We start from the raw sequence: 26,416 nt of genomic DNA on the forward strand, positions 1-26,416 counted from the left end.
AGGCGAGCCTCCTACTCAAACCGAATGAAAGGCCGCCACCAACATGTTACCCGGCCGACAAGTCGCCGTAACCTACGTGACGCTCACGTGACAGCGTCACGCAATTGTGGCCAATCAGTTACCGTTGTCGGCGTTCTCGCTGTCCTTCTCGGTCGCTGCCTGCGTGAGGGTCACCAGGTCCTGCAATGAGGTGAAGTGCTGGCTCAGGTCGAAGTCGCCCCCTAGTCCACCCACGATGCGGTCGAAGAGCTCCTTCTTGGAATCCTTCAGGTCCTGGATGCGTTCCTCGATCGTGCCGGCCGTGACCATGCGATACACAAAAACGGTGTTGGTCTGGCCGATGCGATGCACCCGATCGACCGCCTGCGCCTCCACCGCGGGGTTCCACCACGGGTCGAGCAGGAACACATAATCGGCCGCGTGCAGCGTGATACCGGTGCCAGCCGCCTTGAGCGAGACCAACATGGCCGCCGCGCCTTCGCCTCCCTGAAAGTCCTGCACGGGCTTTTGGCGGTCGAGGGTCATGCCGGTGAGTTCATACTGCGGCAAATCCGGGTAATGGAGCGCCAACGCCTCCTTCACGCGGTCGAGCAGCATGACAAACTGCGAAAAAATCACGACCTTGTGACCGCTCTCGATGATCTCGGCCAACTTGTCGACCAGCAGCCCGATCTTGCCCGAGTCCTCCAGCGGCGATTTGCGCCACGGCAACATGTCCGGGTCGCAACACACCTGGCGCAGGCGCGTGAGCAGCGCGAGGAAGCCGAACGACTTCTCCCGCATCGCCTCGCCCACGTCGTCGCCGAGCCGCTGCAGGCCTTCGGAACAGATACGGGCGTATTCGGCCCGCTGCACGTCGCTCATCGGGCAGTGCAGGTCCATCTCCACCTTCGGCGGCAGCTCCTTGGCCACTTCACTCTTGGTGCGACGCAGGATGAACGGCGCCAGCTGCGCCCGCAGGCGCTCCAACGTGCCGACACGGTCGACATTGAGCTGAGATTCGAAACTGGAGCGCGAACCGAGCAGCCCCGGCAGCAGGAAGCGGAAGATCGACCACAGATCCAGCTGGCGGTTTTCCAGCGGCGTTCCCGTCAGGACGACGCGGTGTTGCGCGCGCACGGCGAAGGTCGTTTGCGTGACCTTGGCGTCGGGGTTCTTGATGAACTGCCCCTCGTCGAGCACCGCGTAACCAAACTCCACCTTGGGCAGGAGCTCGCGGTGTTTGCGCAGCTGCGTGTAGCTGGCCAACCAGATGATCGGCGCCGTGTTTTCCACGAAGTCGTTGCCCGTTTTGAGCACGTTGGTGGTCAACTCCGGGAAGAAGCGCTCGATCTCCTCGCGCCACACCGGCACGACCGAGGCCGGGCAGACGATGAGGTGCGGCTTCGCGGTGATCGGACGGGCCTTGAGCAGCGAGATGACCTGCAGCGTTTTGCCCAGACCCATCTCGTCGGCCAGCAGACCGTGGCACCCCACATCGGCGAGGTGATGCAGCCACTCGACCCCGCGCCGCTGGTAGGGACGCAGCAACTCCGGCAACGCCGCGTCCACCGGCTGAGGCTTCAGCACACCCTCGCGCCATTCCTCCAACTCCGGCGTGACCGTGAGTTTGAAGCGCGAGTCGTTGAACAGGGAAAACACCAGATACGGCGACAGTGCGTCGGCCATATGCGTGTCGGAGACATTTTTGCGCCAGGCCTCGATCGCCTGCAGCTGCTCCGTCGGCAGCTCCACGATGCCCACGCTGGGCAAAATCACCGGCGAGGTCCCGCGCCGCAGCAGCGAGCGCACTTCCTGATCGGTCAGCAACTGCTCACCGGCCTTGAAGATCCAGCGCAAGTCGAGCGCCGGGGCGGCCGAATCGCGCCCCCCTGCCCCGTTTTCGCCCCCCGCGACATCCTTGCGACCAGCGACCGCCTCGATCTGGATCGTCTTGGTGCCTTGGATCAGGTTGGCCGCGTTGTTATCGAGCTCGATGTTGAAGAGACGGCGCCAGGAGCTGAGCGTGCCCTTCAGGAAATTGGGGATCTCCATGACGTTCTCGAGCAGGTAGACCCCACTCTCGCTGTCATATTGGAAGTGCGCCTTGCGCGCGTAGGCCGCCAGACCGATCAACTTGGCGCGCTCGCCGGACGTGACATGCGCCTGCCCGTCGGCGTGGGCCGCGGTCCCCAGCGCCTGAGTCCGCTCTTTGTCTTTGGTCTGCCAAAAGGCGCGGAAGCTGAGCCCGCCGACTTTGGTTTTAAAGACCAGCACCAGGGTGCGCGACGAAACCCGCGCCCCCGAGGCACCGCCGATGCGATGAGAGGAGGTCTTTTGCGTGGCCGACCAAGGCGAACGCGTGGTGCGAGCCGCCCCGCCACTGGCGGCGGCCATGCCCCGCCCAAATGTCGCCGTGCCGTGCCCGTTGCTGCGACCGTTGCCGTTGGAGGAACCGTTGCTGTGACCATTGGAACTGACCGCCACCGCTTCGGGCTCCGGCTCGGGTTCTTCGGTCGGCAGGGGCGAAATCTCATCGGCCACCAACTCTTCGATCTCGTGCAGGCCCGCCACCGCCAGCGCCCGCGCGTTATCCAAATCCGTCGAGGACGAGCGCACCGAGAGTTTGCCGTTGGCCCACTCGATGACCGCGTATTCGTCCTTCTTGTCCACCCGCCGGTGCACGATCGCATCGTGATCGGTCAACTCCAGTTCACGCACCTCACCCTCTCGATAAAGGCGATGACCATCTTCCAACTGCGGCGTTGAAAAATGGGGCTCCCACTCGTCGGCGAGCTTTTCGAACCAAAATTCCAGGGACTGCGGGGTGTAGACGCGCTTGGGACCGTGCGATTGCATCCAGAGAAAAAGGAAAACCGTAGGGGGGAGCCCCCCCCCGGCAACGTAAATCACCTAAATCGTGCAAATAGCTCTCATCTAGAGACCTAAGTGCAATCGAATGGCCTCGACCGTGCGGTCCAAGGCACCGCGGTTGGCCACATGCCACGCCCGACCGGCTCCACCCATCCGTTTTCGGGCCGCCTTATCCTGCAGGAGTTTACTCACCGCCGGCGCGACTTCGGCCGCATCTGCCAAGCGCTGCGCGGCCCCCACTTGCACCAAATCCTGTGCGATGGCGCGGAAGCTGCCCATGCCCGGTCCGAAGAGAATCGGTCGCCCCAATCCGGCCGCTTCGACCGGGGTTTGGCCTTCGGTGTGCGGCGGCAGGCTCTTGCCCACGACCACCAGGTCGGCCAGCTGCGTCAGGCGCTGCAACTCCCCCGTCGTATCCGCCACCGCGATGTCCACCTCACTAGGCGCGACGCCACGCGACCGCAGGTGATAACGCTGGCCCGTCGCTGCCACCAAGGCCTCCACCTCTGCCCGACGCTCGGCGTGCCGCGGCACCAGCAGGAGCCGGAGCACTCCACCGTCTTCGGTCCCCAGGCCGGCCGCGCGCGCTTTTTGCCACGCCTCCACCAGGACCGCCTCCTCTCCCGGCCAGGTCGAAGAACCCAGTAAAATCGTATCGGCCGCGGCGAACCCGAGCTCCTGCCGCAGTGCCAATCGCGCCGCCGCGTCGATCTCCGTGATCGCGTTGTCGACTTTCAGGTTGCCGGTCACCCTCACCCGCTCCGCTGCAAAACCGAGCTCTATAAAGCGCCGCGCGTCCTCGGCCGACACCGCCAGGAGCTGCGTCACGTTGCCCATCAGCCCCGGCACCAACGCCCGCACCTTACGCATACGCCGATAGCTGCGATCACTCAGACGCGCGTTGATCGAGAGCACCGGCACCCCACGACGCGCCGCCTGATGCATGTGCTCCGGCCAGCGCTCCCCTTCCGTGAGCACCAACACATCGGCCTCCACCTGCCGCCAGGCGCGCGCCACGAAGGGCCAAAAATCCATCGGGAAATAAGCCACCGCCACCGTCTCCGCCGCATATCGCTCCCGCGCCAGCCGGTAACCCGTGCTCGTCGTGGTGGTGAGATACACCTCCACATCGGGCAGCGCCGCCAGCCGCCGCAGTAGCGGACCGATCGCCAGCAACTCGCCCACACTCACCGCCTGCAGCCAGACGCGGCGTTTGCCGCTCGCCGACTTCGCCGGCAAGCCACTCGGCACCGCGCCAAAACGTTGCCCAAAGCCATCCCCATAGCCGCCGCGCCGCCGCATGCGCCACAGGTAATATGGCGCCAGGACGAGCATCACGGGCAGAAAGACCAATCGGTAGAACCACAGCGCCATCGGCAAAGGGTCTGAGGAATCGAAAAAGCCCGCCCCCCTCAAAACATTATTTGGCGTTTCCCCATAAGCGCGCATGGTTTGCGTCACCATGATTCCTGCCTCCCCGCGTTTCCGACGTCGCCTCCCCACCCTCTTCGCCGTCGTCGCCGGCCTGCTGCTCGGCCTCTGTGCCACCGCTCGCGCGGCCGATTTCACCCACGAAGAGAGCGACCTGCCGGCCGACGAATCCGTTCGCTACGGCAAACTCCCCAACGGCCTGCGTTACGCGCTCATGCCCAACACCGAACCCCGCGAGCGCACCGCCCTGCGCCTGCTCGTGGAAACCGGCTCGCTGCAGGAAACCGAGGACCAGCTCGGTCTCGCCCATTTCCTCGAGCACATGGCCTTCAACGGCAGTGAGCACTACCCGCCCGGCACCCTCATCGAGTTCTTCCAACGCATGGGCATGAACTTCGGCGCCGACACCAATGCCTTCACCAGCTTCGACCGCACGGTCTACATGATCGACCTGCCCGATTCCACCGAACAACACCTCAACGAGGGCCTGCTCGTCTTCCGCGACTACGCCGGCGGCATGCTGCTCCTCGATGAGGAAATCGAAAAGGAACGCGGCATCATCCTCTCCGAAAAACGCACCCGCGACTCCGTCCAGTGGCGCTCCTTCCTCGCCGAACTCAACTTCTTCTACGGCGACACCCGCATCGCCAACCGCCTCCCCATCGGCGAGGCCGATGTGCTCTCCTCCGCCCCCCGCGCCGAATTCGCCGACTACTACGACACCTGGTATCGCCCTGACCGCATGACCGTCGTCGCCGTCGGCGACTTCGATATTGATCTCGTCGAACGCCTCATCACCGAGCAGTTCAGCGACCTCACCGCCCGCGGCCCCGCCCGCCTCGATCCGCCCGCCGACACCGCGCCCGACGCCGATGGCGTGAAAGTCCTCTACCATCACGAACCCGAGGCCGGCAACGTCACCGTGGGCATCCAAATCTCCACGCCCTACACCGAGGAGCCCGACACCGCCGCCACCCGCATCCAGGACCTGCCGCGCGATCTCGCCCTCGCCATGCTCAACCGCCGCCTTTCCGAACTGGCCAAACAAGAGGGTGCCCCCTTCTCCAGCGGCAGCGCCTCCGCCGGTTCTTTCTATAAGGTGGCCGATTCCGCCTCCATCGAGCTGCGCACCCTGCCCGACCAATGGCCGGCCGCGCTCACTGTGGCCGAAAACGAACTCCGCCGCGCCCTCCAATACGGTTTCCAGGAACCGGAACTGCGCGAGGTCATCGCCGGCATGCGCAACGGCCTCGAACAATCCGTGCGCCGCGCCCCCACCCGCCGCTCCAGCGGACTCGCCATGAGCATCCTCTCCGCCGTGGCCGACGACAATGTCTTCACCACCCCGCAGACCAATTACGACCTCTTCATGCCTGCCCTCGACATGGTGAGCATCGAGGCCTGCAACGCCGCCTTCCGCGAACTCTGGAACGTTGATCACCGCTACGTCACCGTCATCGGCAACACCGGCACCGAACAAACCGACGCCCCCGAGGGCAAAGTTCGCGAGCTCTTTGCCGCCGCCCAAGCCGCCCCAGTCGAAGCGCCGCCCGAGATCGAAGAAGCCGCCTTCGCCTACACCGACTTTGGCCCCTCCGGCGAAGTCTACTCCCGCGAATACGTCGAAGACCTCGACCTCACCCTCGTCGAGTTCGCCAACCGCGTGCGCCTCAACGTCAAGAAGACCGACTTCTCCGCTCAAAGCATCAGCATGAGCATCCGCGTCGGCACCGGCCAACTCTCCGAACCGATCGATCAACCCGGCCTCGGCGTTTACACCTCCAACACCTTCACCCTCGGCGGCCTCGGCAAGCACTCAGCCGACGACCTCCGCCGTATCCTCGCCGGCAAAAACGTCGGCGTAGGCTTCGGCGTCCAGAGCGACGCCTTTGTCCTTTCCGGCGGCACCACCCCCGACGACTTGCTGCTTCAACTCCAACTCGCCGCCGCCTACCTCGTCGATCCGGGTTTCCGTCCCGAGGCCGATCGCCAGATGCGCAAAGCCATCGCGCAATATTACACGCAGCTCGCCCACAACCCGCAGGGCCCGCTCCAAACCGAAGTGCCGCGTCTGCTCGCCAACGGGGATTCGCGCTTCGGCCTGCCCCCCCAGGAGGTGCTCGATCAGCGCAACCTCACCGAAGCCCGCTCCTGGCTCATGTCGGAATTTGCCCAAGGCTCCATCGAGATCGGCATCGTGGGCGACCTCGACGTCGACGCCACGATCGAAGCCGTTGCCCAGACCTTTGGCGCCCTGGCGACCCGCGGTCCGAAGCCGCACTACGCCGAGCGCCGCGAAGTGTCCTTCCCCGACGAACCGTTCACGCGCGACTACGCCGTGCCGACCGAAATTCCGAAGGGCATCATCGCCCTCTTCTGGCCGACCACCGACGGCATGGACGTGCAGGTCGACCGTCGTCTGCGCGTGCTCGCCAACGTGCTCGGCGACCGTCTTCGCCTGAAGATTCGTGAAGAGCTTGGCGGCTCCTACAGCCCCAACGCCGGCAGCTCCACCAGCGACACCTTCCCGGGCTACGGTTCGCTCAGCGCCTCCATCGTGGTCGACCCCGCCGAGGCCCAGAACCTCGCTCAAGTCACCCGCGACCTCGCCGACGACCTCGCCGAAAACGGCACCAACGCCGATGAACTCGAACGCGCCGTGCTGCCCATTCTCACTGGCCTCAAGGAAAGCGCCCGGACCAACGGTTACTGGCTCGGCGCCGTGCTAGCGTCCTGCCAAGAGTTCCCGCAACGCCTCGACTGGGCGCGTTCCCGCTACAGCGACAACGAGTCCATCACCGTCGAAGAGATCAGCGCCCTCGCCGCAAAATACCTCCACGACGACCAAGCCTTCCAAGTCATCTCCCTCCCGGAAAAATAAAGACCGTCGCCGTCTCACTAAATGTAGCAGCGGCCGTCTCGGCCGCTCTCCTGCCCCTCCGTCACCAATGCCGGCTGAAGCCGGCACTCCGCCCGACCAACGAACGCGGGCGACACGCCCGCGGCTACATCTCCCGTCCGAGTGTAGCAGCGGCCGTCTCGGCCGCTCTCCTGCCTCTCGGCTCGTAGCGGCTGCTTCAGCTGCCGCTTCGCCCTGCCCCTCCGCCACCAATGCCGGCTGAAGCCGGCACTCCGCCCGACCAACGAACGCGGGCGACACGCCCGCGGCTACATCTCCCGTCCGAGTGTAGCAGCGGCCGTCTCGGCCGCTCCCACCTGCCCCTCAGCCACTAATGCCGGCTGAAGCCGGCACTACGCCCGGCCAACGAACGCGAGCGACACGCCCGTGGCTACACCTCCCGTCCGAGTGTAGCAGCGGCCGTCTCGGCCGCTCCCACCTGCCTCTCGGCTTGTAGCGGCTGCTTCAGCTGCCGCTTCGCCCTGCCCCTCCGCCACTAATGCCGGCTGAAGCCGGCACTACGCCCGACCAACGAACGCGGGCGACACGCCCGCAGCTACACCTCCCGTCCGAGTGTAGCAGCGGCCGTCTCGGCCGCTCTCCTGCCTCTCGGTTCGTAGCGGCTGCTTCAGCTGCCGCTGCGCCCTGCCCCTCCGCCACCAATGCCGGCTGAAGCCGGCACTACGCCCGGCCAACGAACGCGGGCGACACGCCCGCGGCTACACCTCCCGTCCGAGTGTAGCAGCGGCCGTCTCGGCCGCTCCCGCCTGCCTCTCAGTCGCCCCACCACCGAACGCTCACGCCCCGGCCCGCTCGCCGTCGCCATCGCCATCCACATCCCCGTCTCCGTCCTCGTCTTCCTCGTCCCCAACCGCCCACTGAATCTGGAAGAGCGGCAGCAGGCACAACAGACCGACTACCGTCAGGCCCAGCACCGAATACCCCGCCACATCATGCACCGTGCCTTCGATGGCGCGGTGCCCGTAGCGGTAAGCCCAGCCGGTCAGGAACAGCGAACGGATCAGGTTCGTCAGAAACGCAAAGCACATCGCCGCCGCGACCAGCGCGACCTTCTTCCACAGCTTGTCGAGGAAGACCGCCGACAGGAACGATCCGGCAAACAAACACGCCGTGAGCGAACGAATGCCCGAGCAGGCCTGCTCCACGCCCACACGATTCGGCTCCCCATCCGCCAACGGCGGCAGGACCAACACATTGCCTTCCTGCTGCAGCGGCAATCCCAACACATCAAAGGTGAAAAACACCACCGTCGTAACCTTGTGCAGCAGGAACAGGCTGAGCTGATTCTCGATCACCGACACCATCGGCGCCGACACCAGCCACACCAGCGCCGGAAACAAAAACAGTCCCGCCAATCGCACGCGCGGATCATCCAGAAAACCCGTGGCCGGTCGGGCATGCGTCGTCTCCGGCGCATTCACAAACAGCAGCGTGAGCACGATCGCACCCGTGCCCAGCGACAGCGCCAACGATCCCGGATGTGACGGCCCCGCGCCCGCCCGATAAAACGCGCCGAGCAAAAACATCAGCGCGCCGCACAGCATCGCAGAGCCCACCAGCGTATTCATAAACCACTTACGCCAGCCCGCCACGCGCGGACTCTCCGTCGCGGCACAGGCCTGCACCTCCACGGTGATCTTGGCCCAGCGATCATAGACCACAAACGCCACAAACGCCGGCACAAGCCAACCGAAGCCGTAATCTTCGCGATTCGCCCACCAGTGGGAATGATCCCACACCACGAAGCCCATGAACCCGACCGCCAGCAACATCGCCAGCAGCAGGGGAAGGGTGAGCAGCTCAACCGCTTGTTTCCAATACAACTTCACAGGGGGAAAGCGCGGACGTTGGTCACGCCGTCCTGCCCGGGCCAGTCCAAAACGACGTCACTTTGCGAGAGCCCCCACCTCACGCCCCCCGCCCCGCCGTTCCACTTGTCACGTAATACGTGACAGTCCGCCCGCCGGCCTCCCGCTCCACTTGTCACGTATTACGTGACAAGTGGCTCACGGCTACCGGTGCGGGTGGGGGGTGGGCGAATTTAGCGGTGGGTCGGTTCGGTGAACCGTCAAATCGTCGGTTCGGCCGCTCTCGCGGTCGGTCCGCTCAGATCGCCTGGAAGACGAGCGAGGCGTTGGTGCCGCCGAAGCCGAAGCTGTTGGCCAGCGCGCCACGCACCGTCTTTTGCACCGCGACGTTCGGGGTCACGTTGAGGCCCGTCGCCTCCACCGCCCCATCGAGCGTCTCGATGTTGATCGACGGCGAAATGATGCCGGTCTCGATCGCCTTGATCGCCGTAAACGCACCCATCGAGCCGGCCGCGCCGAGCAGGTGACCCGTCATCGACTTCACCGCACTCACGTTCAGCGAGTCCAGTTGCGTCGCAAACACGCTCGCAATGGCCGCGGCTTCTTCGCCGTCGCCACCCGGAGTGGAGGTCGCGTGCGCGGCCACAAAATCGATCGCCTCCGGGCCTACACCGGCCGAGTCGAGTGCCGCGCGCATCGAGCGTTGGGAGCCTTCGCCGCCCGGAGCCAGCGACGACAGGTGGTAGGCATCGGCCGAAGCACCGTAACCACTCACCTCGGCATAAATCCGCGCGCCGCGCGCTTTGGCCTGCTCGTATTCTTCGAGCACAAACACCACCGCCCCCTCCGACAGCACGAAGCCGTCGCGATTCGCATCATAGGGCCGCGAGGCACGGGTCGGGTCGTCGTTGCGGGTCGAGAGCGCGCGCATCTGCGCAAAGGCGCCCACCGCCAGCGGCGTCACGGTCGATTCCGCGCCACCGGCCACCATCACATCGGCGTCACCGCGCGCGATCGCCGCCGCCGCTTCGCCCACCGCGTGACCCGAGGTCGCGCAGGCCGAGGCCACCGCCATGTTGGGGCCTTTGGCATTGAGCAATAGACTCACCTGACCGGAGAGCAGGTTCGGCGCGATTTGGATAATAAAGAACGGCGAGATCTTCCGGAAGCCGCCCGTCCGCCAGGTCTCCTGGGTCGCTTCGATTTCCGGCAAACCGCCGAGGCCGACACCCAGGTTCACGCCCATGCGTTCGGCCTTGAACGAGCCGCGATGCGCATCGAGACCGGAATCGGCATACGCCTCCACCGCCGCCGTCGCGCCCAAGTGGGTGAAGCGACCAAACTTTTTGGCGTCCTTGCGCGTGAACACGGCTTCCAACGCCGGACCCTCCGCACCGTAAGGGTGCAACGGATTCGCCAACGCAGCGGTCGCATCGAAGTCCTTCACCTCACCCGCGATCTTGGCCGCACAATCGGTGGCATCAAAGCGGGTGATCGGGCCGATACCCGACTTGCCCGCGGCCAAACCCGCCCAGGTATCGGCGGCGTTGAGGCCCAGCGGCGTGACCGCTCCGAGACCGGTTATAACTACACGGCGTTGTGATTGAATGACTTTCATTGCGCGCAAAACAGACACCCGTGAGCCAGCGTCGCAGATTTGTCACCTTTGAAGTGGTGGTTTTAGCGGTCTCGATTGTCGAAGGGAACTTGATCGTTAAAAGCCTGTTAACATTGTAACTGCCGCATCGCCGATGGACGCATCCCAGAGCCGCGAAGAGTATAAGTTCCTCCTCCCCGCCGACTTGGCGGAGAGCGTGCGCGCTCAGATCGCCGAACACCTCCCCGCTGACCAAGGCTCACCCGGCGGCTATGACATCGTCTCGGACTACTTTGATAACGCGGAGCGGCTTACCTACTGGCAAAAATTAGTAGGCCATCCCAACCGCCGGCGCATTCGCACCCGCACCTATTTATCGAGCAAAGCCCACCGCCAGCCGGCCGCCTTTATCGAAATCAAACACAAGCTCCTCGATGATACGGTCAAACGCCGCATTCCGGTGCCCGCCGCGTTTCTCGACGAGCGCGACCCAGCCGCGCCGCTCGTCCTCCCGCCGATCGACGAGGACGACTCCCAGCCCCGCTCCCAGTGGCGGGCGCGCGCCGAGTTGGAGGAGTTGCTCGCCAAAGGTTTCAACCATCCCGTCGTGCGCATCTGGTTTCACCGCCACGCCTACGACGCCGGTCGCACCGGGCGACTGCGCGTGACCTTCGACAGCCAGCTGCGTTGGCAACCGCTCGCCGAACTCGCCGGCGATCTGCCCCCCACGCCGCGCCCGCTCTTCGGCCCTGGTGAAACCATCATGGAGGTAAAAACCGCCGGCGCCGTGCCCTACTGGTTTCGTTCCCTCGTCGCGCAACACCGTCTCGTGCCGCGCGGCACCAGCAAATACGCCCGCGCGCTTCAACACCTGAACCCTTCCACCCAACTGGTCGGCTGAAGCCGCCCTTGCGTCCGCGAATCGCCGCGTTGTTCATCGCCCCCTTTCATGGAGACATCCAATGACATCCCCCACCCTGACTCGCTGTTGCAGTTTATGGAGAGGTTCCTCGACCTCTCCCTGCCCTCCGCTGGCGAGGTGGTATTGGCGATGTTGCTGAGTCTGGCGCTCAACCTCGTCATCGCCCGCGTCTATCGCTCCACCTACCGCGGCACCCGCTACTCGCAGGACTTCGTGCAGGCGCTCGTCATCATCGGAATGGTGACGACCATCCTCATCATGGTGGTAAGCGGCAATGGCGCCATCGCCTTCGGCATGTTCGCCGCCTTCTCCGTCATCCGCTTCCGTCGCGAACTGCCCCAGGCCCGCGACGTGGGTTTTGTCTTTTTCGCCATGTCCATCGGCATGGTCGTGGGCGCGCGTTTTTACGGGACGGCCCTGCTGATCACTTTGATCGTGAGTGCCGCCATCTGGATCCTGACGCGCATCGACGCCTTCGCGCCGGAGCGCGCCTCCCACCTCCTCTCCGTGCGCGTCGACAGCGACAACGACTTCGCCGCCGAAATCAACCCGGTGCTCGACCGCTTCACCGTCAAACACCAGCTGCTGCGCGTCGCCAGTGTGCAGGCCGGCATGCTCACCGAGCTGCGCTACGGCATCCAACTCCGCGAAGAGAACCAACTCGCGAGCTTCGTCGAAGCCCTGCAACAGAGCTGCGGCAACAACCGCGTGGTCATCGTGCCCACCGGTCAGGCCTTCGATACATGAGCCTCCGTCGCGCGATCCTTTTCTCCAGCATCGGCCTCGCCCTGCTGGGCACCTGCACCTCGGCCGACGCCAAAGAGAAAGCTCCCAAAACCTATTGGGAAGACCTTACCGACGGCACCATTGATCTCTACGAGAGCGATACCAACCGCGTGCTCCAACGCCTGCGTCTCGCCGGCCGCGCCCACTACCAGGCCGCCCGCGTTGAGGGCAACGACGCCAGCGAGCGCGAGTTCACGCACGAGTTCGACGAATACCGCCGCTTTCGCGTCGAAGCCCAACTCGACCTCCTCCACTTCGCCTCCGCCGAGATCGGCGCCGACCTCGTCGATGATAACCGTTTCCGCGGCCGCGCCGATCACACCGGCTTCGGCTATCAAAAACTCTCCAATGCCTGGATCAGCGTCGATCTGGAGAGCGCCTTGGAATGGAACTGGGTGGATGACTTCGACGTCAAAATCGGCCGCCAAAAAGTCGGTATCGGCTACGAGCGCGACCAGTCCTCCACCGACATCCTCACGGTCGAACGCAGCGCCCTCGCCGACTACCTCGGCGGCGAAAACGAACGCCCCACCGGCGTGTTGGTGAGCGCGGAGAAAGGCGACTTCGAACTGGATCTCGGTTACTTCAGCACCACGCCTTCCGACGGCCTCGCCTCCTTTGAGGGCGACGGTTTCCTCTACAGCCGCCTCACTTGGAAACCCACCAAACGCTGGACGGTCGCGACCGACTGGGTGCAGGCCGACAACAACGGCAACGGCGGCGACGATGCCGTGCTCGGTTACGCCTCCGCCGGCACCTTGTCCGTCGCCTACGAACGCGACCGCTTCGGCGCCGCGCTCTACGGTGCGCTCGGCGACAACGGCGGACCGCGCCACGGCAATCGCCGCGCCCGCCGCCAAGGCGATTTCTCCGGCTACGTCGTCATGCCCTGGCTGTGGCTCAAACAGGACCTGCTCCAACTCGTCGCCCGCGGCCAATGGCAACGCAGCACCGAATCCGAAGGCATCCGCCTCGGCTCCCGCTACCTGCGCGCCGTCGACGACATTCCCGGCTTCAACATCGAAAACGGCTACGGCGATCGCCACGAATCCTACTACGTGGGCCTCAATCTCCACCCGTGGAAGGGCCGCACCAAGATCATGGGCGGCATCCAGACCGACCGCCTGCGCACCGTGCGTTCCACCGTCGATGCGACCACGCAATGGGTCGCTGTGCGCACCGCCTTTTGAAAAACGCTTGCGGCTATTGAGGCTCGCCCCCGGCCACTCCGGGTTTTGACATGCGCGTGGCCACATTCTTCACTGGCCTTTCGCAACTATGGACCAGCTTCACGCCTATTGGCGCATGGAATACATCGAGGCGCCGCGTTTTCCAAAAACCGAGCGGCCCTTCAGCGAACTCCCGGCGCTCGGCGATGACCGCGCGGCGCTCATCGTGCATCGCAGCACCTTGTCCTACCTGATGCTCAATCGCTTCCCCTACAACCCGGGGCACCTGCTCGCCATCCCCTTCCGCGAAGTGACCGACATCGAGGACCTCACGCCCGAGGAATCCGCCGACCTCATGGCTATCATGACGTTTGCCAAAAAAGTCATCCGCACTGCCCTCAAGCCCAACGGCTTCAACGTGGGCTTCAATCTCGGTTCCGCCGCCGGCGGCTCCATCCCCCACCTGCACGGCCACATCGTGCCGCGCTGGGATGGCGACACCAACTTCATGCCCGTCATCGGCCAAACCCGCACCCTGCCTCAGGCCCTCGAGTCGACCTGGGAAAAACTCGCCGCCACCGCCGCCGAATTGACTCGCTGACCGCCCGCACCGCTCGCCCGGCGCCGCCCGCGACCTTGTTCGCCGCCGCGCCCTGTCCGTTGTCCGGTGCTCCGCCCATGGCCTCCAAGACGCTTTACTTTCCCAATCCTCGGCACCTCAACCAGCTCTACGCCGGTCGGGCCGAGAACCTCAGCTACGCCGAACAGGCCCTCGAGACCAAGCTCACCACCCGTGAGGAATGGCTCAAGGTCGAGGGCTCCGACGCCGCCATCGGCCGCGTGGAGAAGCTCTTCGAGTTCCTCAACCAAGCCCGCGCGCAAGGCGTCGCCGTGCACACGCCCGACTTCCACCGCTTCGTCGACCTCATGGCGCAGGGCGAGGACGAGCAACTGGCGGAGCTCTTCGCCGCCCCGCTCGTCATCACCACGCAGCGCAAATCGATCGTGCCCAAAACCCTGGGCCAAAAGCTCTACCTGCAGTCCCTCCAACACTGCCCGGTCGTCTTTGGCGTCGGCCCCGCCGGCACCGGCAAAACCTACCTCGCCGTCGCCCACGCCGTCTCCGCCCTGCTGCGCAACGAGGTTGAGAAGATCATCCTCACCCGCCCCGCCGTCGAAGCCGGCGAAGCCCTCGGTTTCCTGCCCGGCGATCTGCGCGAAAAGATCCTGCCCTACCTGCGCCCGCTCTACGACGCCATGGCCGACATGCTCTCCGGCGACGACGTCACCAAACTCACCGAGCGCGGCATCATCGAGATCGCCCCCCTCGCCTACATGCGCGGCCGCACCCTCTCGCGCGCCTACGTCATCCTCGACGAGGCCCAGAACACCACCTCCGAACAGATGATGATGTTCCTCACCCGTCTCGGCGAAGGCTCCCGCATGATCATCACCGGCGACACCACCCAGGTTGACCTGCCGCGCTCCAAAGGCTCCGGCTTGCTCGAAGTGGAACGTATTCTGCAAGGCATCGAGGGCATTGCCTTCCACCAATTTTCCGGCGCCGACGTCGTCCGCCATCCCATCGTGCAGCGCATCATCGCCGCCTACGATCGCTACAAAAACCCAATGAACGCCGAGACCGGTTCCCGCGTCTGACCCCTGAGCTCGCACTTCACGGCGTTTCACTGGCCCTTCCACCTCGACTCCTTTTTCGTCCCTTCCTCTTCCCTTGGCTCTGCTCCCCAAACTGAAGCTCCTGCGCGGCGGCAACACGCCTCGTCGCGTGCGCAAACGCGAAGCACCTCCCGGCCTGATCCAGTTTCTGGAACAAAGCCGCGTCATCGCCGCGCTCATCTTCATCGCCACCGTCGCCGCCATTGTGCTCATCAGCTTCGTGGGCGTGCGCACCAGCGATGTGCCGGTCCTGCCCAACCAGACCGCTCCGGTCCGCATTGTCGCCAATGCGCCGTTCAGCTACGAAAGCGACGAACTCACCCGCGTTCAGCGTGAGCAGATCCGTGACCGCATCCCGCCGGTTTATCGCCTCGAGTTTGAGCCGCTCACTCAGTTCGAAACCAACATCCAAGACCTCCTCGAAGCCTTTGAACGTTTCGAACAGGCCTTCCCCGCCGACGCCGCCTCTTCCCCCGCCGCCCACGAGCAACTCGAAACCATCACCCAGGACTTCAACCGCGCCGGTCCCTACCGCACCACGATCGACGATCTCCGCGCGCTGCTCTTCCTCGGCAATGCCACCCAACGTTTCACCGTCGTCGAAAACGCCCTGCTCGTCCTCCGCGAAATCTACGCCCAAGGCGTCCACGACGAGACCGCTCTCGGGGCCGAAACCGCCGCCGGCGGCATCACTGTTTTCCAGATCAACAAAGCCGATCAGGTCTCCAATCAGGCCGTCGAGTCCATGGAGGACGCCCTCACCCTCCTGCGCATCAACCTCGCCGCCGAAGGCATCGGTCGCCCCACCACCCTCGCCCTCTTCCGCATCTTCCGCAACGGCGTGACGCCCAACTTGGTCTACGACCAGGAGGCCACCCGCGCGCTGCAACAACAGGCCATCGCCGACCTCAAACCCGTCGTCGTCGAAGTCACCGGCGGCCAGACCATCATCGAGCCCGGCACTCGCGTCACCCCCGAGCAATACGAGATGCTCGTCGCCCATCGCCGCGAGGTCCTGCAATCCGGCACCGCCGCCATGGACGAAGGCCTGCAGCTCTTCGGCCGCGTGCTGCTCGTGCTCGCCATGGTGCTCGCCTGCTCGATCTACATTCGCCTCGAAGACATCGAGACCCTGCGCTCCAACAGCCGTCTCGGTCTGCTCGCCCTCGTCGTGATGCTCAACCTCACCGCCGTGCGCGTGAGCTACGAACTCGGCGCCCTGCCCTTCTTTGTCGAACACACCAGCGCCGCCGCCCTCCTGCCCTACATCGCGCCCACCGCCCTCGCGCCCGTCATCGTGGCGCTGCTCATCGACGCCGGCTCCGCCGTCTTCATGGCGCTGCTCATCTCCATTTTCACCGGCGTCATCTACGGCAACCGTCTCGACCTGCTCGTGCTCACTTTCCTCGCGTCCATGGTCGCGATCTCCTCCGCCCGCCTGACCCGCAAACGTGGCGCCATCGTGCGCGCCACCACGCTCGGCGGTGTGGTCGTGGCGACCTTTGCGATGTTGATCGGTGTCGTGGACCGCCTCCCGCCCCTCAGCGTCCTGCAGCAAATGGGCGCCGGCCTCGGCACCGGCATCCTCACCGGCGTGGTCGTTGTCGGTATCCTTCCGCTGCTCGAGTCACTCTTTAAGCGCACCACCGACATCACCCTGCTCGAGCTCACCGACTACAATCACCCCCTGCTGCGCCGCATGCAGATGGAGGCCCCCGGCACCTACCACCATTCGCTCGTGGTCGCCCAATTGGCCGAAAACGCCGCCGATGCCATCGGGGCCAACGCCCTCCGCGCCCGCGTCTGCGCCCTCTTCCACGACATCGGTAAGATGGTGAAGCCGGAGTATTACACCGAAAACCAACGCGAGGGCATCAACCCCCACGACTCCAACAACCCCTCCCTTTCCGCTCTCATCATCAAGAGCCACGTGAAAGAGGGCGTCGACCTTGCCCTGCAGCACCGCCTGCCCCGCACGGTCATCAATGTCATTCGCCAACACCACGGCACTTCCCTCATCCGCTACTTCTTCTACCGCGCGATGGGCGCCATCAAACCGCCCGGCCAGTCGCAGGCGCCGTTCCCCAAAGCCGAGGACAGCAACCCGCCGCTGCGCGACCCCGGCACCCCCGCCCTGCCCGGACTCGAACCGGTGCCCGTCAGCGAAACCACTTACCGCTACGACGGACCGCGGCCCCAGTTTAAGGAATCTGCCATCATCCTGCTCGCCGACTCCTGCGAAGCCGCTTCGCGCTCCCTCGCCAAGGTCACGCCCCAAGGTCTCGGCGAACTCATCGACAAAATCGTCCACGACCACATCGCCGACGGCCAGCTCGACGAATCCCCCCTTACCTTTTCGGAGATCACCCGTATCAAGAGCAGCTTCAACTTCACCCTGCTCAACATGCTCCACTCCCGCGTCGCCTACCCCACCGGCGAAAAACCCAAACCCGCCGAAAACGCCGGAAGCTGATCATGTAAGAAGTCAGATGTAGGATGTCAGAAGCAAGTCCGGCGCCCCCCTTTCAGGCTGACGGCACATCTCACATCGCACATCTGACATCAGATATCCTACATCTGACATCCCACATCAGACATGCCTCGCTCCGTCTCCCTCCACAACGCCCACCCGCGGCTCAAACTCGATCGCAAGGCCGTCCTCCGCGTCATCGCGCTGCTCGACGCCGCCGCCGATCGTTTTGACGGAGGACCGCCCGACGGTGAACTCTCCCTCGCCTTCCTGACCGACCCTGCCCTCGCCGACCTCCACGGTCAATTCCTCGACGACCCCACCACGACCGACGTCATCACCTTCGAGGGTGAACCCCAGTTTGGCACCGCCGGTGAAGTCTGCGTCTCGGCCGACACCGCCGCGGCCTTCGCGAAGAAACACGACAAGGACTTCAGCGAGGAACTCACCCTCTACGTCGTCCACGGCTGGCTCCATCTCGCCGGCTACGACGACCTCGAACCGGCCAAAAAACGCCGCATGCGCGCCGCCGAAGCCCGCGCCATGAAACTCCTCTCCGAAGCGTCGGCCGTGCCGACATTTAGTTGGAAAAAGTAAGGCATGAGGCCCACGGTGGACTGAACTGGCCCAGTTCAAAATCCCCCGCTTCGTGAAACGCATACCCGCTCCCCTGTGGCCAGCTTTGGCGTATTGCCTGGGTTTCCTCGCTGCGCCCACTTTTGCCCAATCGGATGAGAATCCCACCGAGCCAGTGCTTCCACCCGGCGTGGTTGAACACGCCAGCTACACCCTCAAATTGGGAGCCTTCCCGGCGAACTCGAACATCCGGCGTCCCGCAACCTTCCTCGCACCCGGCACCGCGGTAACCCTTCGCCTATCTTCCGAATTCGGCGAGGTCACTAACATCCGTTGGTATCGCAACAACACCTTGCTCACGAATACCAGCGAACTGGTCATCCCCGCGTTCGATTCCCCCGACAGCGGCTACTACCGCGCAACATTCTCCGGCCACGCGGAATACAGCAGCACCAACACGGTCCTGCTCCTGGCCGGCATCGCCGACCGACATCGCCTCATCAACCAATCCACCCGTGTGACGATCTCCCCATCGTCACCTCGGGCGACCTTCGGTTTCGTCATAAATCCACCGCTGGCCGGTTCCTACGGCGATCTACGAATTCTTATTCGCGTCATTGGTCCCGCATTGGCAGGATTTGGAGTCGCTTCGCCACTCTCCGACCCGGTCTACCGCCTCTACAGCAGTGCCGGCGATGACGTGACGCCGGGCATGGTATTTCTCGACTACGTCGGCGCTCACCAAGACTACCGCGATCGCGTCAACACCACCTCGACCGCCGTCGGTGCTTTCCCGGTGGATTCCGATATTCAGTCAACCGTCCCTCCACGCAACCTCGCCGATGTCGTCCAACTCTCCGCTGGAGCTTACACCCTGACCGTCTCCTCTGCCTCGGGTGCCACCGGCGAAGTCCTGGTCGAAATCTACGACACCTGGACCGATCCGGCCGAAAACCCCACCGATCAGTAGCGGCATCCCGGTTAACGCGCTTCACACCACTGCTACCGTGCCGGTGTTCGCGTGGAAGCGTTAACGCCCCAGCGGCCAATCGCTCACTTGCGCTTGCGAGTGCCGCTCGCCGTCGCACGCTGAGCCGTTCATGTCTGCGGCCCAGCGTTCCAGCTCCAAAACCAAACCCAAGTCCGGCTTTCACACGGCGCGCAATGCCTTCCTGTCCGGCCTGCTGCTGCTCGCTCCGCTGGCGGTTACCTGGCTCGTCTTTTCCTGGTTGATCACCAAGGTCGGCGGCACCTTCCGCCCCGTTTTCCAGGTCTTCGCCCCCGAGTCCTTCAAACGCGAAAACCTCGAGCTCATCTGGAACGTGCTCACCACCATCATCGTGGTGGGACTCGTCACCCTGCTCGGCTACGTTTCGCGCTACGTGCTGTCCGCCTACTTCGGCCGCACCGCCGAGCGTTTCATCGACAACATTCCCGGGGTCGGCTCCGTCTACCGCTGGGTCAAACAGATCGTCGACACCTTCTCCGCCCAGAAGCGCAACATCTTCGAAAAGGTCGTCCTCGTCGAATATCCCGCTCCCGGATCCTGGGTGGTCGGTTTCCTCACCAACCGCGCCGCCGGCGAGATCCAACACCGCACCGAAAACGAACTCGTCACCGTCTTTATTCCCACCACGCCCAATCCCACCTCGGGCTTCCTGCTCTTCTACCCTCAACACCGTGTCACGACGCTCGACATGTCCGTCAGTGAGGCGATGAAACTCATCATCTCCGGCGGCACCGTCGTCCCACCTTGGCCGCCGCCCCCGCCCACCAACCCGCCCTTCGAAATCGAAGCCGGCGAAGAGGACACGCCCCCGCGCAACGACGCTTCCTGATCCGTGGCCGGCCCGACCCTCCACACCGAGGTCCATATCCTGCAAAAGGCTCCCCCCAAGGAAGCCTTCCAGCCCGCCACAGCCTATTCCGCCGAACACGGCACTTTGCGCATCCTGCAACGGGTCCCGCGCAAACCCACGCCCAACCACATCGGTCTCGATCTCTTTGATCACGCCGCCCTCATCCTCGACGCTGGCTCCGGCGGCACGTGGTTTGTGAAAGAGGTGCGCCTGCTCCACCGCCACACCGGCATCGGCCAAAACTACCGCCGCCTGCAGCACGCCTCCACCTTCACCGCCCTCATCGCCCGCAACCCCGTGCACGAAGAGAGCCGCGAGTCCGTCGACGCGTTGCTTCACACCGCGCTCCACGCCTTCGCGACGAGCGACCGCCCCGACATTGTCGGTTTCAAAAGCCTCTACTGCTTCGCCCGCGACGAGGGCTACCCGCTTAAACAACACTGGTATCCCACCCTGCCGCGCGACGACCGCACCGACCTCGCCGCCCTGCTCAACCAACCCGTCGCCGAGCTCGTCACCTCCACCGACCGCGTCGCCCACCTCCAACGCCGTCTCGAAGACTACCTCCGCGGCCACACCGACATCCTGGTGGAATGAAGAATTCTGAAGAGTGAAGGGTGAAACCGCCGGGTCATATTTTCACCATTCACTCTTCACCATTCACCATTCCTTCCACCATTCACCCTTCACTATTCACCATTCCCAAAGATGGACTTCGACCTCGCCGCCAAAACCGCTCGACTCTCTGTCGGTGAGCTGGCCGATTTTTCAATCGGCCCGCGCGACGGTGGCGACGGTCCGACCGGCGTCTGGCGCGCCCAACTCGGCTCGCATTGGCACCGCGAGATGCAGGTGCAGACCACCAGCGAACACCCCGACGCCCATTTTGAAGTCACCATCGAGGGGGACGTCTATCACCGCGGCTGGCGCCTCCAACTCACCGGCCGTATCGACCAACTCATTACGCTCGGCGACACCACTGTCCTACGCGAGATCAAGACCGTCACTCGCCCGGTGCCCATCGCCGAATCCGAGCTGCGAGCCGACTACCCGCACTACTTCGCCCAGCTCGCCATCTACCTCGCGCTGCGCCGCATCAACGCCCCCACCGATCGCGAAAACCTCCGCGGCGAACTGGTCTTCGTCGAAACCGCCAGCGGCCTTTCCCAAACCCTCGTCCTCACCCGCGACGACGAGTCCCTGCTCGACCAGCGCCTCGATCGTGTCACCCAGTTTCTCGACCTCAATCAACGCGCCCTGGAGCGCCGCCGCACCCTCCACTTTCAACCGCCCTTCGCCGCGCTCCGTCCCGGCCAGGAAGACACCCGCGCCCTGCTCGAAAACGCCCTCGCCACCCGCCCCATCGTGGCCTTCGAAGCCCCCACCGGCTTCGGCAAAACCGGCGTCATGCTTGAGGTCGCCCTGCACGCCCTGCGCGACGCCCGCGTCGATCGCATCCTCTACCTCACCAGCAAATCCACCGGACAACTCCAGGTCGTCGAAACGCTCCAGCGCATGACCGCCCCCCCCGCGCCGGCCAACACCCCCACCTCCCCCGCGGAAGCCCCCGACACTTGTCACGTATTACGTGACAGTTCCACGCAAGCGCCTAATGGGGAGGGTCATACGCTCGCGGTCTGGCACGTGCGCAACAAGGCCGAGCACTGCGTCAACCACTCCTTCCACTGCACCCGCGACAATTGCCGTTTCATCAACGACCTTGAGTCGCGCTGGCCGCAGAGCGGACTCGATCGTTTCCACCTCTTCGAAGACCACCCGCGTGACCTGCCCACCCTGCGTGCCGCCGGGGACCACGCTGGCATCTGCCCCTACGAGATCACCCGCACCGCCCTCGCCTTTCAGGACGTCTGGATCGGCGACTACAACTACGTCTTCGCCCCGCGCAACCGCGGTCTCTTCGAGAACCAACCCGGCTGGAATCCCGCCCGCACCCTGCTCATCGTCGACGAGGCACACAACCTGCCCGCCCGCGTCGCCGACGCCCATTCCCACATCCTCACCGGTGCCGCCTGCCGCGCCACCCTCGCCGAACTCGATCACCAACGTGTGCCCAGTTCGTTGATACGCGCCTGGGAAAGCCTCACCCTGATCGTGGCCGGCCAACGCGCCTGCGATGCCGTCGATCTGCCCACCGAGGACGACCTCCTCGATGTTCTCCAACGCATCGCCGATCAGCTCCTTAACGTTCCGCTCGACTACACCGCCCTCGGCCCCGATCTCGCCGACACCCTCTGGCTCTGCGCCGACCTCGTGGAGTGGCTGCAGAGCCCCACCCTCACTCGCCTGCTCTGGGCGCCCGTCGATGCCGAGCTTCATTTCACCTGCCTCGACGCCGCGCCCGTCATCGGCAGCCTGCTGCGCGGCTTTGGCCAGGTGATGCTCGCGAGTGCCACCCTCGGTCCACCCGACGCTTTCAACGCCTCCCTCGGCCTCGACACCGCCGCCTTGCACTACGTCGAGGCACTCACCCCGTGGCGCGACCACAGTTACGACGTCGCCATCGATGCCCGCGTCGACACGCGCTACCAGCAACGCAGCCGCCACTACGCGCTCACCGCCGCCACCGTCGCGGACCTTCACACGGCCGCCACCCGCGGTCCGGTTGTGGTCTTTTTCCCCAGTTACGCCTACGCCCGCGCCATCGAGCAACAGCTTGTCGATGACGGTCATCCGTTGCGCGTCGCGCTCCAGCCGCGCCTGCCCGATCTCGCCGCCCAGTCGGCTTGGGTGGAGCAAAACCTCACCTTCGCCGACGCGCTTTTCCTCGTGCTCGGCAGCAGTTTTGCCGAAGGCATCGATCTGCTCGGCGGCCGCGTCTCCCACGCCATGGTCGTCGGCCCCGCCCTGCCCGAGGTCAATGCCCGCCAACGCGCCCGCCTCGACGAGCTCGAGCGCGCCGGCGCCACCCGCGAGGCCGCCTTTGATCGTGTCTATCGCATCCCCGGTATCCAAAAAGTGAATCAGGGCCTCGGCCGCCTCGTGCGCGCCCCCGGCCAACACACCCGCGTCCTGCTCCACTGTCGCCGTTTTATGGATACCGCCTTCGCCCGCCTGCTGGCGCGCGATTACCAGTTTGGCGAAACGCTGCCCGACAAAGACGCCTTCCACACCTGGTTGGAAACGCCTGTCCGCACCGACTAGCATCAAGTCGGGCACCGCGTCACCGGCTCCGAACCGCAGCTTTCACCTATCCAAGGTGCGAGTTTAGGCCACTCAGCATCTGGGAAGAGCCGTGCCATCCGGGGCTGAAATCGCCCGGCCTGCGCCTAAGTGCGCCGCGAAATCTGCGGTTACTAGCCGCCGCCGCAGGCGGGCGCTACGCAAGTGTGCGTATGGTGAGTTCAAGCGACCTGCAATACCGTGGGGCTGGCTCCAACCCACGCCTTTAACCGTTCCCAAACTATGCCTAATCACCTCTCCCCCTCCCGTCGCTGGTGGCGACGTCTGACCGCGGTCGCGACCTGTCTCGCATTGCCGCTTGCCGCCTGGGCTCAGGCCGACCTCGCCGGCCGCTACGTCGGCACCCTCAACACCAAGGTTAATGCCGGCGGCTTTGCTTTCGAATCCGGCTTCGGCGTCTACATCGCCGACGTCGATGCCAACGGCGACATCACCCTCAACGGCAACCTCACCGGCACGGTCGACGCCGCCGGTAATGTCACCTTCGCCGGCGGCAGCGCCTTCTCCCTCATGGGCATCACCTCCGCCACGATCTCGGGTGGCGTGTTGAGCTCCGACTACGGCGCCTTGGTCGCCAATGGCACCACCCGCTACAAGATCAACGCCAGCACCGGCTTCACCTCGTCGGGTGGCGGGGTTGGCGGTGGCAATGGCGGTAACGGCGGCAACGGCGGCAATGGCGGCTCCACCACCGGTGACCTCCTCGCCTACTACTCGTTCAACGACTCCAGCAATCCCTTCGCCGACGACTCCGGTCGCGGTGTGACCCTGGCTCCGGTCAATGGCTCGCCCAGCGTGACCGACGGCGCTTTTGGCAACGGCATTCGCCTGCAAAACGTCCGCCTTCGCGCCCTGGTTAATGACTCCTTCAGCTCGGACGCCGTGACCATTTCCTACTGGATTCGCGTCCGCGGCGCCGGCAACTGGAACCCCCGCGTGGTCGCCGTGCAGCGCCCCGGTTCCTCCAGCCACTACTACGGCACCTTCATCGACGGCAGCAGCACCACCGCGAATCGCAAGTTCGCCCACTACAACGAAACCACCTCCGGTTCCGCCTCGCTCATCTACACCGACACCGGCGTGCATCCCACCGGCACGACCGAGCCCTATCGACACGTCGTGGCCGTGCACGACGGCTCCACCGTCCGCCTCTACTACAATGGCCAACTCGTTAAAACCGCCGCTGCCAACCCGCTCAAAGCCTTCTCTTCGGCCATGCTCTCCATCGGCGGCTCCGACAACAACCTCGACCTTCTCACCGCCGATCTCGACGAAGTCCGCATCTATAACCGCGCGCTGACCGCGGCCGAAATCACCTCGCTTTCCAGCAACCAAGAGGTCGGCACCGCCGTCGATGTCGACGGCTCCGAGGGCCAGATCGCCTACAACGTCATCGCCGCGCCCAACAACCTCGTCGGCTACCGCAACCGCGTCGGCCAATCCCTCCAGTTCTCCATCACCGGCTCCACCTCCGGCGCCGTCTGGGGCTCGGGCGTCTACACCGACGACTCCTCGCTCGCCGCCGCCGCAGTCCATGCCGGCGTGGTCGCGCCCGGTCAGACCGCCACGGTCACCGTCAACATCCTCGCCGGCCAGTCCTCATACGCGGCCACCACCGCCAACGGTGTGACCACCCGCACTTGGGGCTCATGGGGCGGTTCCTACTCCTTCGCCGACGCCACCAACGTCACCATCGGCGAAGTCGCCACCCAAGCGCCGACCCTCGCCACGTCCTTCACCGTCGCCAACACCAGCATCGCCCTCGGCCAACGCCTGGTGCTCCCCATTCAGATCGACGGAGTCGGGCCGTTCACCTTCCAATGGTATCTGAACGGCGTGCTCATCCCCGGCGCCACCGCCAACCCCTACGTCATCCCCACCGTGACGTCCGCCAACTCCGGCACCTACTCCGTGCGCGTCGCAAACATCGCCGGCGCCAACACCTACAATGTCGGCACCGTCGCCGTGAACGGTCCGGGAGCCCCGACCTTCACTCTGCAGCCGTTCAACAAGGTGGTCGCCCCCGGTGGCACCTTTGCCCTCGCCTGCTCCGTCTCCGGTTCCGGTCTCTCCTACCAATGGTATCGCAACAACGTGCTGCTCGCCGGCGAGACGGGCTCCATCCTCCTGCGCAACACCGCCAACTCCGGTGACGCCGGCAACTACCACGTGGTCGTCACCAACAGCGATGGCTCCGTCACCTCGCAGACCGCCACCGTTACCCTGAGCAACACCGCCTCCACCCTGCGCAACATCTCGGTGCGCACCAACGCCGCCGCCGGCCAGGTCATCAAACCCGGCTTCGTCATCCGCGGCAGCGGCTCCAAGCGCGTGCTCATTCGCGCCATCGGCCCCGGCCTCGAGCAGTTCAACCTCACCGGCGTCATGCCCGACCCCATGGTCACGGTCTACAATAGCTCCGGTGCCGTGGTCGCCACCAACGACGACTGGGACGCCGCCTCCGTCACGCCCTTCGCCGCCGGCGTTGGTGCCTTCGCCATCACTCCGGGATCCAAGGACGCTGCCCTCGTGGTCGACCTGCCCGCCGATGATTCCTATACCGCCGACATCACCGGTGCCGACGGTCAGGGTGGTCTCATCATCCTCGAGGTCTACGACGCCGACGAGACCCCCACCTCCAAACTCGTCAACGTCTCCGTCCGCTCCAATGCCGACAGCGGCAGCGACGCCCTCATCATGGGCATGAGCCTCCAGGGCACCGGCAAGCGAACCCTGCTCGTCCGCGGCGTCGGTCCGACCCTCGGTGGCTTCGGAGTCCCCGGCACCATCGCCGATCCGCAGCTCACGATCTACGACGCATCGCAGCGCTCCGTGCTCGCCAACGACAACTGGAGCAACGCCGACTTCGTCTACGAGCTCCTCGAAGCGTCCAACTTCGTCGGCGCCTTCGCCCTCGGAGCCGGCTCCGGCGACGCCGCCACTCTGTCGCTGCTCGATCCCGGCAACTACACCATCCAGATCACCCCGACCGACTCCAACGACGGCGAGGCCCTGGCCGAAATCTACGAAGTGCCGTAACGCCCCCCCTAGCGGATAACTACCGCACCCGCCCTCTCCAGCCCCGCCGGACTCTCGCCCGGCGGGGCTTTTCTTTCCCGGGTAGGGCGGGACCTCCGGGCCCGCCGC

Annotated in this window: 17 protein-coding genes; 13 read left to right on the forward strand and 4 right to left on the reverse strand. The window is 64.9% G+C overall.

What is annotated here, in order from left to right; translation table 11 throughout:
- Positions 1-114: 114 nt before the first annotated feature.
- Positions 115-2,838, reverse strand: a complete 2,724-nt coding sequence (locus tag K1X11_RS06995) for a DEAD/DEAH box helicase (protein ID WP_221031017.1) — start codon at positions 2,836-2,838, stop codon at positions 115-117.
- A 78-nt stretch (positions 2,839-2,916) separates the two neighbouring features.
- Complete coding sequence (locus K1X11_RS07000) at positions 2,917-4,227, reverse strand: 3-deoxy-D-manno-octulosonic acid transferase (RefSeq protein ID WP_221031018.1); 1,311 nt, start codon at positions 4,225-4,227, stop codon at positions 2,917-2,919.
- An 88-nt stretch (positions 4,228-4,315) separates the two neighbouring features.
- Here K1X11_RS07000 and K1X11_RS07005 point away from each other — a divergent pair, with 88 nt between their 5' ends.
- Positions 4,316-7,165, forward strand: a complete 2,850-nt coding sequence (locus K1X11_RS07005; RefSeq protein ID WP_221031019.1) for a M16 family metallopeptidase — start codon at positions 4,316-4,318, stop codon at positions 7,163-7,165.
- Positions 7,166-7,980: 815 nt separating this feature from the next.
- Here the strand turns inward: K1X11_RS07005 and K1X11_RS07010 are convergent.
- Both K1X11_RS07010 and fabF read right to left on the reverse strand, forming a co-directional pair.
- Positions 7,981-9,033, reverse strand: coding sequence for an exosortase/archaeosortase family protein (locus K1X11_RS07010; RefSeq protein WP_324726134.1), 1,053 nt, complete (start codon positions 9,031-9,033; stop codon positions 7,981-7,983).
- 277 nt (positions 9,034-9,310) lie between these two features.
- Complete coding sequence (fabF, locus tag K1X11_RS07015) at positions 9,311-10,630, reverse strand: beta-ketoacyl-ACP synthase II (RefSeq protein ID WP_221031020.1); 1,320 nt, start codon at positions 10,628-10,630, stop codon at positions 9,311-9,313.
- A 133-nt stretch (positions 10,631-10,763) separates the two neighbouring features.
- Here fabF and K1X11_RS07020 point away from each other — a divergent pair, with 133 nt between their 5' ends.
- From K1X11_RS07020 to K1X11_RS07075, 12 genes are all read left to right on the forward strand, one after another.
- A complete protein-coding gene (locus K1X11_RS07020) occupies positions 10,764-11,510 on the forward strand; it encodes a polyphosphate polymerase domain-containing protein (protein ID WP_221031021.1) in 747 nt (248 codons plus the stop codon).
- A gap of 48 nt (positions 11,511-11,558) precedes the next feature.
- Positions 11,559-12,278, forward strand: a complete 720-nt coding sequence (locus K1X11_RS07025) for a DUF4956 domain-containing protein (protein ID WP_221031022.1) — start codon at positions 11,559-11,561, stop codon at positions 12,276-12,278.
- A complete protein-coding gene (locus K1X11_RS07030) occupies positions 12,275-13,507 on the forward strand; it encodes a porin (RefSeq protein ID WP_221031023.1) in 1,233 nt (410 codons plus the stop codon). The genes K1X11_RS07025 and K1X11_RS07030 overlap by 4 nt, the downstream gene beginning before the upstream one ends.
- Positions 13,508-13,595: 88 nt before the next feature.
- A complete protein-coding gene (locus K1X11_RS07035) occupies positions 13,596-14,087 on the forward strand; it encodes an HIT family protein (RefSeq protein ID WP_221031024.1) in 492 nt (163 codons plus the stop codon).
- A 77-nt stretch (positions 14,088-14,164) separates the two neighbouring features.
- Positions 14,165-15,145 (forward strand): PhoH family protein, encoded by a 981-nt coding sequence (locus tag K1X11_RS07040; RefSeq protein ID WP_221031025.1) that lies wholly within the window; start codon positions 14,165-14,167, stop codon positions 15,143-15,145.
- Between the two features lie 73 nt (positions 15,146-15,218).
- Positions 15,219-17,636 (forward strand): HD family phosphohydrolase, encoded by a 2,418-nt coding sequence (locus K1X11_RS07045; protein WP_221031026.1) that lies wholly within the window; start codon positions 15,219-15,221, stop codon positions 17,634-17,636.
- 123 nt (positions 17,637-17,759) lie between these two features.
- Positions 17,760-18,230, forward strand: a complete 471-nt coding sequence (gene ybeY / locus K1X11_RS07050) for an rRNA maturation RNase YbeY (RefSeq protein ID WP_221031027.1) — start codon at positions 17,760-17,762, stop codon at positions 18,228-18,230.
- A 52-nt stretch (positions 18,231-18,282) separates the two neighbouring features.
- Positions 18,283-19,179 (forward strand): immunoglobulin domain-containing protein, encoded by an 897-nt coding sequence (locus tag K1X11_RS07055; RefSeq protein ID WP_221031028.1) that lies wholly within the window; start codon positions 18,283-18,285, stop codon positions 19,177-19,179.
- A 130-nt stretch (positions 19,180-19,309) separates the two neighbouring features.
- Positions 19,310-20,047, forward strand: coding sequence for a DUF502 domain-containing protein (locus K1X11_RS07060; RefSeq protein WP_221031029.1), 738 nt, complete (start codon positions 19,310-19,312; stop codon positions 20,045-20,047).
- Positions 20,048-20,050: 3 nt separating this feature from the next.
- Entirely contained in the window at positions 20,051-20,665 is a 615-nt protein-coding gene (locus K1X11_RS07065; protein ID WP_221031030.1) for a hypothetical protein, read from the forward strand.
- Positions 20,666-20,776: 111 nt separating this feature from the next.
- Positions 20,777-23,230: a helicase C-terminal domain-containing protein gene (locus K1X11_RS07070; RefSeq protein WP_221031031.1), complete on the forward strand. Its 2,454-nt coding sequence runs from the start codon at positions 20,777-20,779 to the stop codon at positions 23,228-23,230.
- Between the two features lie 261 nt (positions 23,231-23,491).
- Positions 23,492-26,308 carry a LamG-like jellyroll fold domain-containing protein gene (locus tag K1X11_RS07075; protein ID WP_221031032.1) on the forward strand — a complete coding sequence of 939 codons (2,817 nt, stop codon included), beginning with the start codon at positions 23,492-23,494 and terminating at the stop codon, positions 26,306-26,308.
- The last annotated feature ends 108 nt before the right edge of the window (positions 26,309-26,416 follow it).

The organism is Actomonas aquatica (assembly GCF_019679435.2).
Lineage (GTDB): Bacteria > Verrucomicrobiota > Verrucomicrobiia > Opitutales > Opitutaceae > Actomonas > Actomonas aquatica.

Bases quoted from the DNA above. Each gene is read 5' to 3' on its own strand.
- K1X11_RS06995 (WP_221031017.1), bottom strand. From the start codon at position 2,838: ATGCAATCGCACGGTCCCAAGCGCGTCTACACCCCGCAGTCCCTGGAA.
- K1X11_RS07000 (WP_221031018.1), bottom strand. From the start codon at position 4,227: ATGGCGCTGTGGTTCTACCGATTGGTCTTTCTGCCCGTGATGCTCGTC.
- K1X11_RS07005 (WP_221031019.1), top strand. From the start codon at position 4,316: ATGATTCCTGCCTCCCCGCGTTTCCGACGTCGCCTCCCCACCCTCTTC.
- fabF (WP_221031020.1), bottom strand. From the start codon at position 10,630: ATGAAAGTCATTCAATCACAACGCCGTGTAGTTATAACCGGTCTCGGA.
- K1X11_RS07020 (WP_221031021.1), top strand. From the start codon at position 10,764: ATGGACGCATCCCAGAGCCGCGAAGAGTATAAGTTCCTCCTCCCCGCC.
- K1X11_RS07025 (WP_221031022.1), top strand. From the start codon at position 11,559: ATGGAGACATCCAATGACATCCCCCACCCTGACTCGCTGTTGCAGTTT.
- K1X11_RS07030 (WP_221031023.1), top strand. From the start codon at position 12,275: ATGAGCCTCCGTCGCGCGATCCTTTTCTCCAGCATCGGCCTCGCCCTG.
- K1X11_RS07035 (WP_221031024.1), top strand. From the start codon at position 13,596: ATGGACCAGCTTCACGCCTATTGGCGCATGGAATACATCGAGGCGCCG.
- K1X11_RS07040 (WP_221031025.1), top strand. From the start codon at position 14,165: ATGGCCTCCAAGACGCTTTACTTTCCCAATCCTCGGCACCTCAACCAG.
- ybeY (WP_221031027.1), top strand. From the start codon at position 17,760: ATGCCTCGCTCCGTCTCCCTCCACAACGCCCACCCGCGGCTCAAACTC.
- K1X11_RS07060 (WP_221031029.1), top strand. From the start codon at position 19,310: ATGTCTGCGGCCCAGCGTTCCAGCTCCAAAACCAAACCCAAGTCCGGC.
- K1X11_RS07070 (WP_221031031.1), top strand. From the start codon at position 20,777: ATGGACTTCGACCTCGCCGCCAAAACCGCTCGACTCTCTGTCGGTGAG.
- K1X11_RS07075 (WP_221031032.1), top strand. From the start codon at position 23,492: ATGCCTAATCACCTCTCCCCCTCCCGTCGCTGGTGGCGACGTCTGACC.